The organism is Streptomyces aurantiacus JA 4570 (assembly GCF_000414115.1).
GTDB classification, from domain to species: Bacteria; Actinomycetota; Actinomycetes; order Streptomycetales; family Streptomycetaceae; genus Streptomyces; species Streptomyces aurantiacus_A.
This window is the reverse complement of record NZ_AOPZ01000109.1, coordinates 136,980-152,504: the sequence shown is the minus strand read 5'-3', so window position 1 is coordinate 152,504 and position 15,525 is coordinate 136,980. Positions and strand designations below refer to the sequence as shown.

The following is a 15,525-nucleotide window of genomic DNA, read 5'->3' as shown; positions in this document are numbered from 1 at the left end:
CGCGCGGTGCTCTCGCGGCCGTGAGGCGCCCCCTCCCCTGCGCCCAACTCCGCCCGCCCTGGAGCGCCATGAGCATCAGTCATGCCCCGCCGCAACCGGCATCCGACATATCAGGAAAAGAGCGGCCCTCCGCGCCCGGCCCCGCGCCGGGCGAACAGCCCGAACTCGTCGCCCTCGTCCCCTCTTCCTCCCGCCGCGCCCGCGTCCCCCGCTGGCTGCGCCGCACCACCGGCCCGCTGCTGCTGCTCGGGCTCTGGCAACTCCTCAGCGCCACCGGGGTGTTGACCAGCGACGTGCTCGCCTCCCCGGAAACCATCGCCCGCGTCGCGGGGGATCTCGTCGAGGACGGTTCGCTGACCTCGGCCATGGGCGTGTCCCTGCAGCGCGTCGCGATCGGGCTGCTGCTCGGCACGCTCGTGGGCACGGGGCTCGCGCTCGTCTCCGGTCTCTTCCGGATCGGCGAGGACCTCGTCGACGCCAGCGTGCAGATGCTGCGGACGGTGCCGTTCGTGGGGCTGATCCCGCTGTTCATCATCTGGTTCGGCATCGGCGAGGCACCCAAGGTCGCCATCATCACGCTCGGCGTCTCGTTTCCGCTCTATCTGAACGTGTATGCCGGCATCCGCGGCGTCGACTCCCAGCTCATCGAGGCCGGGGAGTCCCTGGGGCTCTCACGGTGGGGACTCGTGCGGCATGTGATCCTGCCGGGCGCGCTGCCCGGCGCGATGACCGGCCTTCGCTACTCCCTCGGCATCGCCTGGCTCGCCCTCGTCTTCGCCGAACAGATCAACGCCGACGCCGGCATCGGCTTCCTGATGGTGCAGGCGCGCGACTTCCTGCGGACCGACGTGATCGTCGTCTGCCTGATCGTCTACGCCTTCCTCGGCCTGCTCGCCGACTTCGTGGTACGCACTCTCGAAAGGCTGTTGCTGCAATGGCGACCGACGTTCACCGGCCGGTGACCGGCACACCCCACCGGGCCGACACAGCTTCCCAGGACACCGCGGGCACGACGGACACCGCGGGTTCCACGCCCACCGCCTCGGCCCCCACCGTCGTACGCGTCGACGGCCTCACCCGTGCCTTCGACGGCCGTCCCGTCATCGACCGGCTCCAACTCGACATACGCGCCGGGGAGTTCGTGGCCCTGCTGGGGCGCAGTGGTTGCGGGAAGTCCACGCTCCTGCGGATCCTGGCCGGCCTCGACCGCGACATCGAGGGCACCGCGCTGGTGCCGCGCCGCAAGGCCGTCGCGTTCCAGGCGCCGCGCCTCATGCCCTGGAAACGGGTGTGGCGCAACGTCCTCCTCGGCCTGCCCGGCAAGCCCGAACGGGCCGTCGCCGAGCGCGCGTTGGAGGAGGTGGGCCTCAGCCACCGGTCCCACGCCTGGCCCAAGACGCTGTCCGGCGGCGAGGCGCAGCGCGCCTCGCTGGCCCGCGCGCTGGTGCGCGAGCCGGATCTGCTGCTCCTGGACGAGCCGTTCGGCGCCCTGGACGCGCTGACCCGCGTCAAGGCGCAGCGTCTGGTGGACGAGTTGTGGCAGCGCCGCGGCTGCGCCGTCCTGCTCGTCACCCATGACGTGGAGGAGGCGGTGCTGCTCGCGGACCGTGTCCTCGTCATGGACGACGGGGTCATCGCCCACGAGCAGCGCGTCGATCTGCCGCGGCCGCGCGACATCGCCGACCCCCGCTTCGCCGCGCTGCGCACCGGCCTCCTCGAACGCCTGGGCGTCGAGGCCCCGTCCGCCGCGCCCGCCGCGCCCTCCAAGGCCGCCTGAGCGCCCTCCCCCACCTCGCCCCACTCGCCTCTCCCCCGAAGAACGGACCTCCGCCCATGCCACGCCCGCCCCACCGCCGCCGACGCCCACACCTCGTCCCGCTCCTGCTCCTCCCCCTCTCCCTCACGCTCGCCGCCTGCGCCGGGTCCTCCTCCGCCGGCACCTCCAGCGGCGGCCTCGGCGGCGGCAACACCGACGGCAAGGGGTCGCTGACCCTCAACGTCGGTGACCAGAAGGGCGGTTCGGAGGCGGTGCTGCGCGCCGCGGGAGAGCTCGACGACCTGACGTACAAGATCAAGTGGTCGACCTTCACGTCCGGGCCGCCGCTGCTCGAGGCCGTGAACGCCAAGGCCGTCGACATCGGCGCGGTCGGCAACACGCCGCCGGTGTTCGCCGCGGGCGCGGGCTCGAAGATCTCCGTGGTGGCGGCGACACACGGCACCGCGCACGGGGAGGCGATCGTCGTACCGAAGGACTCGGACTTCCGCCGGACGGCCGACCTGAAGGGCAAGTCCGTGGCCGTGGCGCAGGGCTCGTCCGCGCACTACCAACTGATCGCCTCCCTCAAGAAGGCGGGACTCACCCTCAAGGACGTCGACGTGAAATACCTCCAACCCGCCGACGCGCTCGCGGCGTTCACCGGCGGCAAGGTGGACGCGTGGGCGGTGTGGGACCCGTACACCTCACAGGTGTTGCGCGGCGGCAAGGGCCGGGTCCTCACCGACGGCGAGGGCGTCGTCAACGGGCTCAGCTTCCAGGTCGCCTCGCCCGGCGCGCTCAAGGACAAGAAGAAGGCCGCGGCGATCGACGACTATCTGCGGCGCCTGCGCAAGGCCCAGGACTGGGTTTTCAAGCACCCCGAGGCGTGGGCGAAGGTCTGGGCGAAGGACACCGGCCTGCCGTACGAGGTGGCGCTCGACGCCGTCAAGCGCACCAACGGCACCCGCGTCCCGGTCGCCGTCGACCGGAACGCCGTCGACTCCGAGCAGAGAATCGTCGACACCTTCGCCCGCCTGAAGCTCATCCCGCGCCGCGTCGACTTCGGCGAGTTCACCGACACCCGGTTCAACGGCTCGCTGCCGCCCTCCACCACCCCGCCCCGCACCTACAAGGAGTCCTGAGCATGACCGTGCACCTCCACTGGTTCCTGCCGACGGGCGGCGACGGCCGCACCCTCGTGGACCGGCACGCCTACACCGACGGCGGCGTCAAGCGCTCCCGCGTCACGCCGGTGAGCGGCGTGCGTGCCCCCGACATCGAGTATCTGGCGCAGATCGCCAAGGCCGCCGAGCAGGTGGGCTTCGAGGCCGTGCTGACCCCGACCGGCACGTGGTGCGAGGACGCGTGGCTCACCACCGTCGCGCTCGCCCAGCACACGCAACGCCTGAAGTTCCTGGTGGCGTTCCGGCCCGGGGTCATATCGCCGGTGCTGGCCGCGCAGATGGCGGCGACGTACCAGCGCATCACCCGCGGGCGGCTGCTGCTCAACGTCGTGACGGGCGGCGACTCCACCGAACAGCGGCGGTTCGGCGACCACTTGGACCACGACCGGCGCTACGCCCGGACCGACGAGTTCCTCTCCGTGGTACGAGGCGTGTGGCGCGGCGAGCCGTACGACTTCGACGGCGCGCACTACCAGGTCGAGGGCGGTCTCACCGCGCTGCCTCCGGACCCGCTGCCGGAGATCTTCTTCGGTGGGTCGTCGGCGGCCGCGGGCCCGGTGGCGGCCCGGCACACGGATGTGTATCTGACCTGGGGCGAGCCGCCCGAGCAGGTGAAGCAGAAGATCGACTGGATCCGCGGGCTCGCCGAGGCGGAGGGCCGCACGGTGCGCTTCGGCATCCGGCTGCACACCATCTCCCGCGACTCCTCCGCCGAAGCCTGGGCGACGGCGGCCCGGCTGCTCGACGACCTCGACGCGGACACCGTCGCCGCCGCGCAGGAGGCGCTCGGCCGCAGCGAGTCGGTGGGCCAGCAGCGGATGCTCGCGCTGCACGGCGGCTCCCGCGACGACCTGGTGATCTCGCCGAACCTGTGGGCGGGCGTCGGCCTGGTCCGGGGCGGTGCGGGCACGGCCCTGGTGGGCAGCCACGCGGAGGTGGCCGACCGGATCGAGGAGTACCACGCGCTCGGCGTCGAGCACTTCGTCCTGTCCGGCTATCCGCACCTGGAGGAGGCGTACTGGTTCGGCGAGGGCGTGATCCCCGACCTCGCGGCGCGCGGGCTCCTGCCGCGCATCCCGGCCTCGCCGCTGTCCGGGGTCCCGGCGGCGAACGGGCGGCCCGCGTCGGCTCCGGGCGGCGCGCCGCTGCTGGTGGGCGGGGGGCGCTGAGCGCGGCCGCCGAACACAGCGCGCTGGGCGCGGGACCTGCGGTCCGGGGTCCGGGGAAGATCTCGGCCCCTGTCGTAGTTAGTAGAAGCGTGAACGACATCGGGGTACGAGACGCGGGCGTCACCGACGTGGACGTGGTGGTGATCGGCGCTGGTCAGGCGGGCCTGTCCAGCGCCTACCACCTGCGGCGCAGGGGCTTCGAGCCGGAGCGGGACTTCGTCGTCCTGGACCACGCGCCGCGGCCGGGCGGCGCGTGGCAGTTCCGGTGGCCCTCCCTGACGTACGGCAAGGTGCACGGCATGCACGCCCTGCCGGGCATGGAGCTGACGGGCGCGGACCCGGAGCGGCCGTCGTCGGAGGTCATCGGCGCGTATTTCGACGCGTACGAGCGACGGTTCGATCTGCGCGTACGACGCCCCGTCGACGTACACCGCGTCAGCGAGGGCGAGGACGGGCGGCTGCTCGTCGAGACCTCCGCGGGGAACTGGTCGACGCGGGCGCTGATCAACGCCACCGGCACCTGGGACCGGCCCTTCTGGCCGCGCTACCCCGGGCAGGACACCTTCCGCGGCCGGCAGCTGCACACCGCGATCTACCCCGGTCCCGAGGCGTTCCGCGGGCAGCGCGTGATCGTCGTGGGCGGTGGCGCCTCCGGTACCCAGCACCTGATGGAGATCGCGCCGTACGCCGCCGAGACCTGGTGGGTGACGCGGCGCCCGCCCGTCTTCGCCGAAGGCCCCTTCGACGAGGACCGCGGCCGGGCCGCCGTCGCGATGGTCGAGGAGCACGTGCGGCAGGGGCTGCCGCCGCTGAGCGTGGTGTCGGTCACCGGCCTTCCGGTCAACGACGCGGTGCGTGAGGCACGCGCGAGCGGCGTCCTGGACCGCCTCCCGATGTTCGACCGGATCACCCCGAGCGGCGTGGAGTGGGACGACGGGCGGCACGTCGAGGCCGACGTCATCCTCTGGGCGACCGGGTTCCGCGCGGCGATCGAGCATCTGGCCCCGCTGCGGCTGCGGGAGCCCGGCGGCGGGATCCGCATGGACGGTACGCGGGCGGCCGCCGATCGCCGGGTCCACCTGGTCGGGTACGGGCCGTCGGCCAGCACCATCGGCGCCAACCGGGCGGGGCGGGCGGCCGTGCGGGACATCGTGCGGCTCCTGGAGGGGGTGCCGGTCGCGGCCGGGTGAGGCGCGGTCAACTCCCTCGCAGGCACGGCGTACGAGGTGTGCGGCGGCGACATCGGCGGCCGAACGTCCGTCCGGCGCGGGGACATTGCGGCTCCCCTCCGCAAGTGTCCCCGCGCCGGTGTGTCCTCCCTGCTGGGGCACGCGGGAGTCGCCCCAGGAACGGCTGGGAGGACGGGAAGCCGGGCCCCTGTATCCGCTGCAAGGATTCGAGGGCTCCGGCCGTCTGCGGCCGTCCTGTCCTGATCAGCGGCCCGAGGTCTGGGAGCCAAGAGGCACAGCCACCATGCGGGGTCTCAGCACGGGCACTGCCTCTGCCTCAGACGGTAACCAGTCCGAGCGAGCACCGCTACAGCGCACGCACGTACGACCGCAGCAGGGTCAGCGCATTGAGGCACGCGCAAGCACGGAACGCAGTCCCTTTCCCGCCACCCGGGCCTCGCCGTCCGGCGCGCACCACAGATGGCCGCCTATCCGCGTCCCCCCTGTAGCGGCGAGTCAGCTTCCCTTGGTGGCCGGGGACTTGACCGGCGGAACCGCGAGCAGCGTGCGGTAGTGCCCCGCCGGATGCGGCTCCCCCACCGGCCCGCCCTCGGCCTCGACCCACGCGTGGGCCTGGAACGGGCTGGTCCGCACCCCCGTGCACCACGTCGGCCACACCCCGCGGCCGCGGCACAGCAGGGCCGTCGCGATGGACCGTTGCAGGCATGCCTGGCCGGCGCAGCGCAGGCTGACGGACACGATGTCACGCCGCGCCGCGGCAGTCTGTTCGGCCGTGGCGGGCCCGGCCCCGCGGCGCAGGAACTCAAGCACCGCCCGCACCCGTGCCGGGCGGCGGCCCGCCAGCAGCCGGGCCACCCACACCGCGAGCAGGGGCAGCGCCCGGCGGTGCAAGGGCAGCCGGTCCCGGGCGGACAGGGCGACGGGGGCGCTCACCGCGACTCCACCACGATGCGGGCCGCGCGCAACTCGTCCACGAGGCGGGACACGTCGCGGTGTGCGGCATCGGGGGCGGCGCGGTGGCGCGCGGTCAGCTCCTGGGCGGCCCGGTCGTGGGTGTGGCCGTCGAGGAGCTGCTTGAGGACCAGGACTCCGGTGGGGTTGAGCTGCCAGTAGCGGCCGGTGCGCTGGTGGAGCAGGACGGCGCCGTCGTCGGTCTCGGCGAGGGAGACGTCGGGGTGCAGGGTCAGGGTCATCAGGACCTCGCAAGAGGTAGTGGTCGGCGTGCGGCGCGGGCCCAGGACTCACAGCCCAGAAGCTGTTCGACGGCGATGTCACGGGAGGAGTCGGCCTGCGGGGCGAGGAGGTAGGCGCGGACCGCCGCGGGATCGATGATTCCCAGGGCGGCGAGGGCGGATCCGGAGTCTGCGGACGCGGATGCGTCTCCGGCTCCGGCTCCGGCTCCGGCTCCGATGGCAGACGCCCCCGCGAACACGTCCAGGATCGCCTCGAGGTTCCGTTTCCGGCCGACCCGCAGGTCCTCGCTGAAGTCGCCCTTGGTGGTGCGGTCCAGGATCACGTCCGGGACGATGCCGCGCAGGGAGCGGGCGAGCAGTGGCTTGTACTGCCACGGCGAGATGCGTTCGTGCGGACGCACGGCCAGGACCGCCTCGACGACCCGGTCGTCCAGGAAGGGCTGGTGCAGCCGGACGCCTTCGGCGGCGAACAGGCGGGCCACCTGGCGGTACGCGGGCGAGGTGATCCGCAGCGCCGCGAGGCACTGGTGCCGGCCCCGGTCCTCGGCGAAGGGGCGGGCGTCCTCGGCGGCGGCGCGCAGGGCGGTGCGGGCCACGTCGACGGCGGCGTCGGTGGCCCAGGCGGGCGCGCGCAGCGGGGCGAGTCCCCAGCTCAGCGAAGGGAGTCGGGCGGGCGGCGGCGGGCTCGTGAGGCTGTCGGCCTGGGCGCGCCACCACTGGGCGATGCTCTCGTCGCGGGCGAGCTGGGCGAGGCAGCCCGCCAGCGGCCAGCGGGCGAGCGCCCGGCTGCCGCGCAGGTGCCGGAGCATGGTGAGGGGGTGGCGCCGGGCGAGGCGGTGCAGATAGCCGGGCATGCGGCCGAAGAGTTCGTCGGCGCCGTGGCCCGCCAGATGGTGCCGCGATCCGTGATCGGCCAGGACGCGCGCGGTGTGCCGCATCCGGGCCTGGGTGCGGGTGTAGAGGTAGGGCCGTTCGGTGTCGGCGAGGGCGGCCGGGTCGGTGAAGACCGGGGGGAGTTCGCCCTGGGCCACCACCAGGTGGCGCGCGCCGGGCAGTTCGCGCGCCGCGTGCGCGGCGAAGCGGGCGTCGTCGTTGCCCGCCTCGGCCTCGGCCCAGCGGAACGTGAGCAGGCCGGGGGTGTGCCGTGCGGCGAGGAAAGCCAAGGAGGTCGAATCCATGCCGCCCGACATGTCGGCACTGAGCCCGCCGCCCGCGAAGGGCACTGCACCCGCACCGGCGCCCCCGGCCGCGTACGCCGTACCGCCCTCCCCCCGTACTCCGTCCACGGCGCCGAGCAGTGCCTCCCGTACCGCCGACGCGCCCTCCTCCAGGCCGAGTTCAGGGCTGGGCGGCTGCCACCAGCGCCGTTCGCGGGCACCGTCCGGTTCCAGGGTCAGGCAGTGGTCGTGCGGCACCGTGGACACGCCCGACCAGGTGCTGCGGTCGGCGAGCGGGGGCGGCAGCATGCCGCCGCACACGACGCGTACGGCCAGCGTGGTCTCGTCGACACCTGCGCCGGTGAGCGTCGCGAGCACGTCGGGCCGGTCCGCGGCGACCGGGATCCCGCCGTCGACGCGGGTGTGGAACACCTGCCGCAGCCCGGTCACGCTGCCCTGCACACGGGTGGCGTGCCCCACGGCGGCCACCAGGTGGAAGCTGCCCGGCAACTGCCGTGCCAGAGCGTCCACATCGGCCAGGGTGCGCAGCCGTCGGCACAGTCGCTCCAGGTGGTCGGTGGTGACCGGGCAGCGCCCGATCACCACCACCCGCACCGGCCCCACCGTCACCTGACGGATCTCGTCCGGCTCCCAGCTCCCCACCAGCCACAGATGGCCTGACGGGTGAGGTATCAGCCGGGGCGCCGCGAAGGGGTACGCGTCGGCGAGCGACGACGTACCCGGCGTATCCGGAAGGACGACGAAACCGGCGCTCATCTCACACAGCCTCAGTTCTCATCGATCTCATGAGTCTCATCAGCAACCGACTGCCAGGCGGACTGGGGGATCGTTACCAGCCCTGCTCGCCGAGAACGTCGTTGTACCGGTTGCCGAAGCCCAGCGTGTCCTCGGAGAACTCACCGACGGCGATGAGGGCCGGCGGCTCGTAGCTCGCGGCCGTGTCGCGCTCGTCGATCCCCGTCTGCTCTTCCATGGATTCCTCCTGGTAGGTGCCCTGACAGATGAATGAGCCCTCGGCACGAGGGCTCATGTGGCGCGCGGCAAGAATTCGAACTGCTTGCCGGAAAGCGGACTACCCTTCAACTCACCCGCCTACACCGCCACTTGCACCACAACTGTGAACAGCTCCCCCGGCCGACCTCACCCACGGTCGGAGCGCGCCCGCCGGCGCACGGCGAGGGGACGGCGGTACGACGGCGATCGGGCGGCCCCGGCGGCCCGCTTCGTCAGGACGCGGATGTGGTCGGTGAAGTCGGCGTGCGGCAGCGGCAGTTCGAGGTCGGGGTCCACGTAGCTGACGGCGGACGCGACGTAGTCCATGACGGCGCCCACGACAGCGGGCCTGGCGCGCAGTTCCGCCGGCCGTTCGGAGACCTTGAGCCGGCTGAGCACGCGCAGCGTCGTCGGCACGCTGCGGTCCGTCCGCACGGGCGGGTGGTCGAGCGGGAACCCGGGTTCGGGGCCGCCGCCCGGGTCGTCGCAGGCGCGGGCCGGCCGGGCGGCGCAGGGTGCCTGCTGCTGCCACCAGGTCGCCTCGCCCTGCTCCCCCAGGGAGAGGTGGTGCAGGTAGAGGCAGTAGGTGGCGGGCGTGTCACCGGCGCCCGCGGCGTACTGCCACCAGAAGCGGGCCGAGTCCTCCGCGCCGCTCAACTGCAGGATGCAGCCGAGCACGCGGGCCCCGGGCGGCTTGGGCAGCGCCTGGGTGAGGAAGTCGCTCAGCGACGTGACCGCCGCGGTCGTCACCACCGCCTCGCACAGGCTCCGCAGATCGCGCGCCGCCGCCCGGGCCACGCCGTCCTTCCAGGCGCGGCCCGCCGGCGAGACGGTGGCGTGCACGACACCGGGGGCGAAGCCGGTACCGGCGGACAGCGCGGCGCCGGTGGCCGCGAGGCGTCCCACGGCCGGGCCCGTGCCGGCGCGGGGCACGCGCACGTGGTCGTAGGGGGTGTCGGCCTCGTCGAGGAGCCGGGCGCGGGCCAGCAGTGCGTCAATCGCTGCGGTCACCGGAGTGTCCCTCCTGGGTGGCGGTGCGGAGGCGTCCTTCGAGGTGGCGCCGGGCGTGCCGGGCCGTGGAGCGCACAGCCGCGAGCGGGACGCCGAGGACGGCGGCGACGGCTGCCTCCTCCATGCCGCGCAGATGCAGCAGCACCATGACGTCGAGCTGGCCCGGGGGCAGCCTGCGCAACGCGTCGAAGAGGAACATGGACTCCTCGATCTGCGCGACGGGGTCGGCGGCCGTGCGCAGGACGACGGTGTCGAAGGCGGCTTCGACCAGGGCGGGGCTGCCGTCGGGGTGCGGTGTGTGTTCCAGCACGGTCTGGCGCAGGATCTGCCAGGCGAACCGTTCGGGGTTGTCGCTGGCCAGCGCCTCGTCCCAGAGGAAGAGCAGCAGGATGAACACGTCGTTCACGGCGCGGCGGGCCTCGGGGCGGCGGCGCAGGAAGGTGAGCGCGTAGCCGGTGTAGGCGTCGCGGTACAGGTCCTGGAACGCGGCGAAGTGCAGCGGAAGGCGGTCGTCGGCGGACAGGCCGTCCCCCTGCAGGCAGTTGTTGATCCAGATGGTTCGCTTGTTGGCCTCGCGGGCGGCGAGCGCCCACAGCGCGCGCATGTCGGCCATCGACGGGGCGGGCCAGCGCAGCGCGGTGAGCAGGCTGCGCGTGAACTCCCAGCGCGGATAGCGGCCCGCGGCGCGAAGGAGCTCGGATATCTTCGACCGGGACCAGCCCGTCTCGCGTTCGAGTTGACCGATGGTCAGGCCGCTGGCCTGGTAGGACCCGCGCAGCGGCTCCAGCCAGGCGCGGTGGGCGCGGCCGGTGCCGGCGGTGATCGGCCCGAGTTTGCGGCCCCGCTTGCTGCGTGGGGGGCCTCCGGGCGACATGGGCTGGGCGTTCACCCGGTGGCCTCCTCACCCCGGGCGGTCGCCAAGGGGCCCTGCTCGTCCGACTGGTCCGACTCGTCTAACTTGCCTAGCCCGTCTCGCCTGTCTCGCGTTTCTTGCCTGTCTCGCCTGTTCATCAGGCTCCTCATGTGCGTCCGTAATGTGCTGTGGAGAGGTACTTCAGAGCTCTGTGTTCGCGCTCGGAGCCGGTTCCGCCGACGCCCGTGGACGCCCTCGTTTCAGGAACCGAGAGCCCAGCATGGGACCTTCGGGCGGCCTCGGCGACTGAAACTGGCGATCGGGGAACAATCAGTGACTCAAGCTGACCCAAATCGAGGCGGGGCAGGATCAGTTACTGAACGGATGTCAATAGGAGAGCCGCTGGAACGCAGGTCAGGGGCCGTGTGTCGGCAGGGCCGGACGCAGGTCAGGGGTACCTGTGTCCGTGGGGCCGGACGCAGGCCCGGGGCTCGCCGGGCATCCGCCCGACGAGCCCCGGCCCGCACCACCTCACCTCAGGTTCGCATCAGCCGCATCGCCCCGTGGGCCGCGCGCGTGTCACCACGTCGCTGACGCCCGTGGTCGCGTCCAGCCACACCACCTGGCTGCCCTCCACCGCTGCGGCCGACAACTGCTCGCCCCGGTTGCAGGACACCCGTCCCCTGCGCGTGCCGTCGTCCGCCGGTGAGCCGTCCGCCGCGAACTGCCAGAGCTTGGCCAGCGTCTCGTTGCGGTACTCGGTGTCCGGGAGCCGGGCGCCGACGGTGACCGCGTCGTCCGAGACCGTCAGGTCGTACGCGTTCAGCGCCTTCGGACCCGCCTCCGGGCTGAGGTCGACCACCCCGGAGCCGTCCAGGCCGGCCCGGCGCAGAGCCGTCGCGCCGCCCCCGTCGCCCTCGTCGTTCTCGTCGTTCTCGTCGACCAGCCAGAACACGTGCTTGCCGTTGATGCCGGTCGGGCCGAGGCCGGCGCCCGCCGCGGCCTGCTGGATCCGCTTGCGCTCCCCGGTGGCGACGTCGACGAGCACGGTGCTCCACTCGTAGACGGCGCGCACCCGCTTCATCTCCTGATAGACGACCTTGCCGTCGCTCGCCGACGGGAAGTACGCCCGGTGGTAGGTGCCGCCGCCGATGCTCGTCCTGTTCGCCGGGTCCTTCAGGCTCAGATAGACGACACCGCGCCGCCCGCCGTGGTTGTAGAACTGGTACGTCACGACGTCGCCGTCGACGGACACCGCGTCGCCGACGCCGCGCGCGTGCTGCGCGAGCTTCTTGACGGGTCCGCCGGCCAGCGGCCGGGCGAGGATCTCCGCGCCCGTGGGCCCGACCGCCTGCCACACCACGGTCTTGCCGTCGGTGGCCGGATTGACGTGGTAGCGGCCGTCGTTGGGGCTCATCAGCTTCGGCGAGCCGGTGCCGTCCGCGCGGCCGGCCCACACCGAGTACGGCTCGGAGCCCTCCTCGTTGGACTTGGACGCGGCCCACCAGCCGCCGCCCGCGCCGAGGCGCGTGTCCGAGGTGTTGACCCGCTCGAGCAGCGTGTCGGAGTCCACCCCGAGGGCCAGCTCCCAGCCGGGCACGATGCCGTGGGCGTTGAAGGCGCGCTGCAGGACCCTCTGGTCCGCGGCCGGCACGCCGAGGTCCTTGGCGGCGGCCAGCACGGCGGCCCGGCCCTCGGTGAAGCCGTCGAGCGGGGTCAGGTACTGGGTGAGCGCCCGGTACACGAGCTTGTCGGTGAGCGTGGCGCCCAGGTCCGCGCGAGCGTCCCACAGCGCGCCGCCGAAGATGGTGGAGTTGAGGTGCACGCCGCCGTTGTCGGTGCCGAAGCCGACGCCGAGGAAGTGCTTCGCGGTGTTCCGGGCGTCGTTGAGGTCGCGGAACGCGCACTCGCGCGGGGACTTGGTGCGGCAGAGCCGGTCACCGACCAGGCCCGCGTCCGGGTGGTTGGCCGGGATTCCGTACGCCTCGGTCTCGATGGCGTTGCCGAAGTAGTCGGCGATCGCCTCGTTCAGGGCGCCGGACTGGCCCGCGTAGACGAGGGCCGCGCTGTGCTCCACGACGCCGTGGGTCATCTCGTGGCCGACGACGTCCAGGCCGGCGGACAGCGGCCGGTACTCGGCGTCGCCGTTTCCGTACACCATCTTGGTGCCGTCCCAGAAGGCGTTGACGTACGGGCCGCCGCCGTTCGTCACGCCCACCAGGGAGTTGACGGCCATGCCGTGCCCGTCGAGGCTCGTGCGGCCGTGCTTGTTCTTGAAGTAGTCGAAGACCTGCGCGCCGCCCCAGTGCGCGTCCACCGCGCCCGCGTCGGTGGCGTCGCCGCCGAAGGCCGGGGCGGGCGATCCGAACTCCTGGATGCCCGGCGGCCATTGGCCGAGCACCTCGCCGACCGACTTGTCCCGGGCGTCCCACGTGGAAAGGGTGCGGCCGGAGCCCTCCGCGTCCGGTATGCGGGTGGTGTCGCGCATGACGTACAGCTCGCGCGAGGTGTCGCGCTCCACGTCGAGCCCAACGCCCTTGCCGTCCAGCTTGACGCCGGACCCCTTCTCGCGGGGCTCGGCCTCCGCCGCGGACCGTGCGGCGGCCGCCTTGCCCGCCGTGCTCGGCGCGGCGCGGCCGAACGTCTTGATCCCGCTGTACTGGAGGACCGGATACCCGGCGCGCGCGTCGATGTAGACCTCGCGCAGCACGGGCTCGCCGCTCGCCGGGTCGGTGCCGCGTACGGTGACGTGCCGGGTGAGCACGCCGGGACCGGTGGGCAGCACGACAAGGCCGCGGACGGTGCCCTTCAGCTCCGGCGCCGCCTCGCCCCCGTCGCGCTCCTCGGCGGCCCGCCGCGGGAACTGCCGCGCGTTCAGGTCGTCGCGCACGGCGTCGACGGCCCGCTCGACCGCGAGGTCCTCGCCGATCCCCGGTTCCGTGGCCGTCCGCAGCTCGGTGAAGTACTTGCCGGAGGTGCCGGTGACGATCCGCTCGCCGTTCTTCTTCTCCATGCGGACGACGTACTGGCCGCCGAGCACCGGCACGCCCCGGTGCTTCTGCTGGAGCCGCACGGTCTCCTGTCCGCCCGGGGCCGTGGCGGTCGGCAGCGGCGTCAGATCACGCTCCGGCTCCTTGATGCGGTAGCGGCTCTCCTTCGCCTCCAGATGGCCGCGGGCGGCCGTCGCCGCGCTGCCGCCCGCCGGCGCCTGCTCCCGGATGCCCCGCACCAGCGCGGGAGTCGCCGTCTCCTGCCCCGGGATCACCTCCCCCGGGCTCGGCGGCGGCGCCTTGGCCGCGGTGTCCACCGCGTCGGCGGGCGCCACCGACACGACGAGTGCGGCGACGCTGATCAGCGCCGCCGCACCGATTGATCCGTTCCGCCGTGCTCTGCCTGCTCTCGGTCTCGCCGAGCGCGATCCGGACTGACGCACTGTCTCCCCATCCCCCTCATGACCGGTCCGGCGGCACGGCGCCGCCGGACAGGGCAGCCATGGAAGCGACGATGCGCCGACGCATCAATGGGGCAGAGGGGCACCAAGACGACTTCCGGCCCTGTGAAGATCCTTTGTGGAAAGGGGGGTTGTCCGGGGCACGTGCGGGATGGACCGAGGCACGTGCGCGATCGTCCGGGGCGCGCGAGGCGGCCGGTCAGGGCAGGTAGAGGGTGTAGAGCAGCTTGTCCGGCACGGCCGGTGGGGGGTTGCCCTGGAGCACGCCCGTGGTGGCGTTGTCGACCAGGCCCTTCTTCACCAGCGCCGGAGTGTCCGCGGGCCGGAGGCCGAGGTGGAGCGCGGCCGCGCCGGCGGCGTGCGCGGTCGCCATCGACGTGCCGCTGAGCGTGGCCGTGGCGGTGTCGCTGTCCTTCCAGGCCGAGGGGATCTGAGCACCGGGCGCGAACAGCGAGACGCACTTTCCGTGGTTCGAGGAGGACATGACCCGGTCGGAGCGGTCGCTTCCGCCGACGCTGATCGTCTCGGGCACCCGGGAGGGCGAGGTGGCGCAGGCGCCGCCGGACTGGCCGGAGCTGCCCGCCGAGACGGTGTAGGTGACGCCCGAGGCGATGGAGTTGCGCACGGCCCGGTCCAGCACGTCGCTGGCCGCGCCGCCCAGGCTCATGTTCGCGACGGCGGGCCCGGCGGCCTTGGCCGTCACCCAGTCGACGCCCGCGACGACGCCCGAAGTCGTCCCCGATCCCTGGCAGTCGAGGACGCGCACCGCGATCAGCTTGGCCTGTTTGGCCACCCCGTACGTCGCGCCCGCGGCGACGCCGCCGACGTGGGTGCCGTGTCCGTGGCAGTCGTTGCCGTTCTGCCCGTCGCCCACGGTGTCGGTCCCGACCGAGGCCCGGCCGCCGAACTCCCGGTGCGTGGTGCGCAGTCCGGTGTCGATGACGTACACGCTGACGTCCGGTGCGGTGGTCCGGTACGTGTACGTCGTGGACAGCGGCAGCCGCCGCTGGTCGACGCGGTCGAGGCCCCAGGGCGCGTCGGGCTGCGTCTGGTCGGCCGTCGTGAGTCGCCCCTGTGTCGCGCCGACGCGTACGCGGGTGTCCTGGCGTACGTACGCGACGCGGGGGTCGGCGGCCGTGCGGGCGGCCTCGGCCCGGCTCATCCGCGCGGAGAAGCCGTGCAGCGCCGCCCGGTACACATGGCCGAGCCGCGCCCCTTCGGCCCGCCCGAGGAGGTCGCGCGCCACGGCGGACACGTCGGCCGTGGCGGCGCGAGCGGGCTCCTTGAGGACGACGATCCAGCCGTCCGGCACCGCGGCCTCACCAGGACCGGCGGACCGTAACTCCCCCTCCGGAGCGGGCTGGGCGGATGCGGGAGCGGTGCCGAGCTGGAGACCCGCGGCGAGCAGCGTGGCGGACAGCGCCACCGCTGCCGGCCGACGGCGTATGGACTCTCTCATCTGTCTCATCTGCGGTGCACCTGAACCTTTCGCTGGTCCGGTGGAGAACTGGCCTGGCGGAAAAACGCACGCCAGCGTCTCGCGCGGG

The 15,525-nt window shown here is 73.2% G+C and carries 13 protein-coding genes; 5 read left to right on the top strand and 8 right to left on the bottom strand.

Annotation, left to right across the window (positions count from 1 at the left end; all coding sequences use genetic code 11):
* Positions 1-68 precede the first annotated feature (68 nt).
* The 5 genes from STRAU_RS13520 (at position 69) to STRAU_RS13500 (ending at position 5,299) form a co-directional block, all read left to right on the top strand.
* Entirely contained in the window at positions 69-962 is an 894-nt protein-coding gene (locus tag STRAU_RS13520; RefSeq protein ID WP_016640872.1) for an ABC transporter permease, read from the top strand.
* Positions 935-1,777, top strand: a complete 843-nt coding sequence (locus STRAU_RS13515; protein WP_016640871.1) for an ABC transporter ATP-binding protein — start codon at positions 935-937, stop codon at positions 1,775-1,777. The genes STRAU_RS13520 and STRAU_RS13515 overlap by 28 nt, the downstream gene beginning before the upstream one ends.
* 56 nt (positions 1,778-1,833) lie before the next feature.
* Entirely contained in the window at positions 1,834-2,898 is a 1,065-nt protein-coding gene (locus STRAU_RS13510) for an ABC transporter substrate-binding protein (RefSeq protein ID WP_016640870.1), read from the top strand.
* Positions 2,899-2,900: 2 nt separating this feature from the next.
* Complete coding sequence (locus STRAU_RS13505) at positions 2,901-4,109, top strand: LLM class flavin-dependent oxidoreductase (protein WP_016640869.1); 1,209 nt, start codon at positions 2,901-2,903, stop codon at positions 4,107-4,109.
* Between the two features lie 89 nt (positions 4,110-4,198).
* Positions 4,199-5,299, top strand: a complete 1,101-nt coding sequence (locus STRAU_RS13500; RefSeq protein WP_016640868.1) for an FAD-dependent oxidoreductase — start codon at positions 4,199-4,201, stop codon at positions 5,297-5,299.
* Between the two features lie 495 nt (positions 5,300-5,794).
* Here the strand turns inward: STRAU_RS13500 and STRAU_RS13495 are convergent, their stop codons facing one another.
* From STRAU_RS13495 to STRAU_RS13465, 8 genes are all read right to left on the bottom strand, one after another.
* Positions 5,795-6,232, bottom strand: coding sequence for a lasso peptide biosynthesis B2 protein (locus tag STRAU_RS13495; protein WP_016640867.1), 438 nt, complete (start codon positions 6,230-6,232; stop codon positions 5,795-5,797).
* Positions 6,229-6,492 carry a lasso peptide biosynthesis PqqD family chaperone gene (locus STRAU_RS13490; protein WP_016640866.1) on the bottom strand — a complete coding sequence of 88 codons (264 nt, stop codon included), beginning with the start codon at positions 6,490-6,492 and terminating at the stop codon, positions 6,229-6,231. Before STRAU_RS13490 ends, STRAU_RS13495 begins: the two co-directional genes overlap by 4 nt.
* Positions 6,492-8,426, bottom strand: a complete 1,935-nt coding sequence (locus tag STRAU_RS13485) for an asparagine synthase-related protein (protein WP_016640865.1) — start codon at positions 8,424-8,426, stop codon at positions 6,492-6,494. The genes STRAU_RS13490 and STRAU_RS13485 overlap by 1 nt, the downstream gene beginning before the upstream one ends.
* A gap of 73 nt (positions 8,427-8,499) precedes the next feature.
* A complete protein-coding gene (locus STRAU_RS41475; protein ID WP_106967908.1) occupies positions 8,500-8,643 on the bottom strand; it encodes a lasso RiPP family leader peptide-containing protein in 144 nt (47 codons plus the stop codon).
* Positions 8,644-8,810: 167 nt separating this feature from the next.
* Positions 8,811-9,674, bottom strand: coding sequence for a hypothetical protein (locus tag STRAU_RS39015; protein WP_016640863.1), 864 nt, complete (start codon positions 9,672-9,674; stop codon positions 8,811-8,813).
* Positions 9,658-10,563, bottom strand: a complete 906-nt coding sequence (locus STRAU_RS13475; protein WP_016640862.1) for a sigma factor-like helix-turn-helix DNA-binding protein — start codon at positions 10,561-10,563, stop codon at positions 9,658-9,660. The genes STRAU_RS39015 and STRAU_RS13475 overlap by 17 nt, the downstream gene beginning before the upstream one ends.
* Before the next feature lie 511 nt (positions 10,564-11,074).
* Positions 11,075-13,858: a M4 family metallopeptidase gene (locus STRAU_RS13470; RefSeq protein ID WP_259299899.1), complete on the bottom strand. Its 2,784-nt coding sequence runs from the start codon at positions 13,856-13,858 to the stop codon at positions 11,075-11,077.
* Positions 13,859-14,177: 319 nt separating this feature from the next.
* Positions 14,178-15,446 (bottom strand): S8 family peptidase, encoded by a 1,269-nt coding sequence (locus STRAU_RS13465; protein ID WP_037659087.1) that lies wholly within the window; start codon positions 15,444-15,446, stop codon positions 14,178-14,180.
* Between the last annotated feature and the right edge of the window lie 79 nt (positions 15,447-15,525).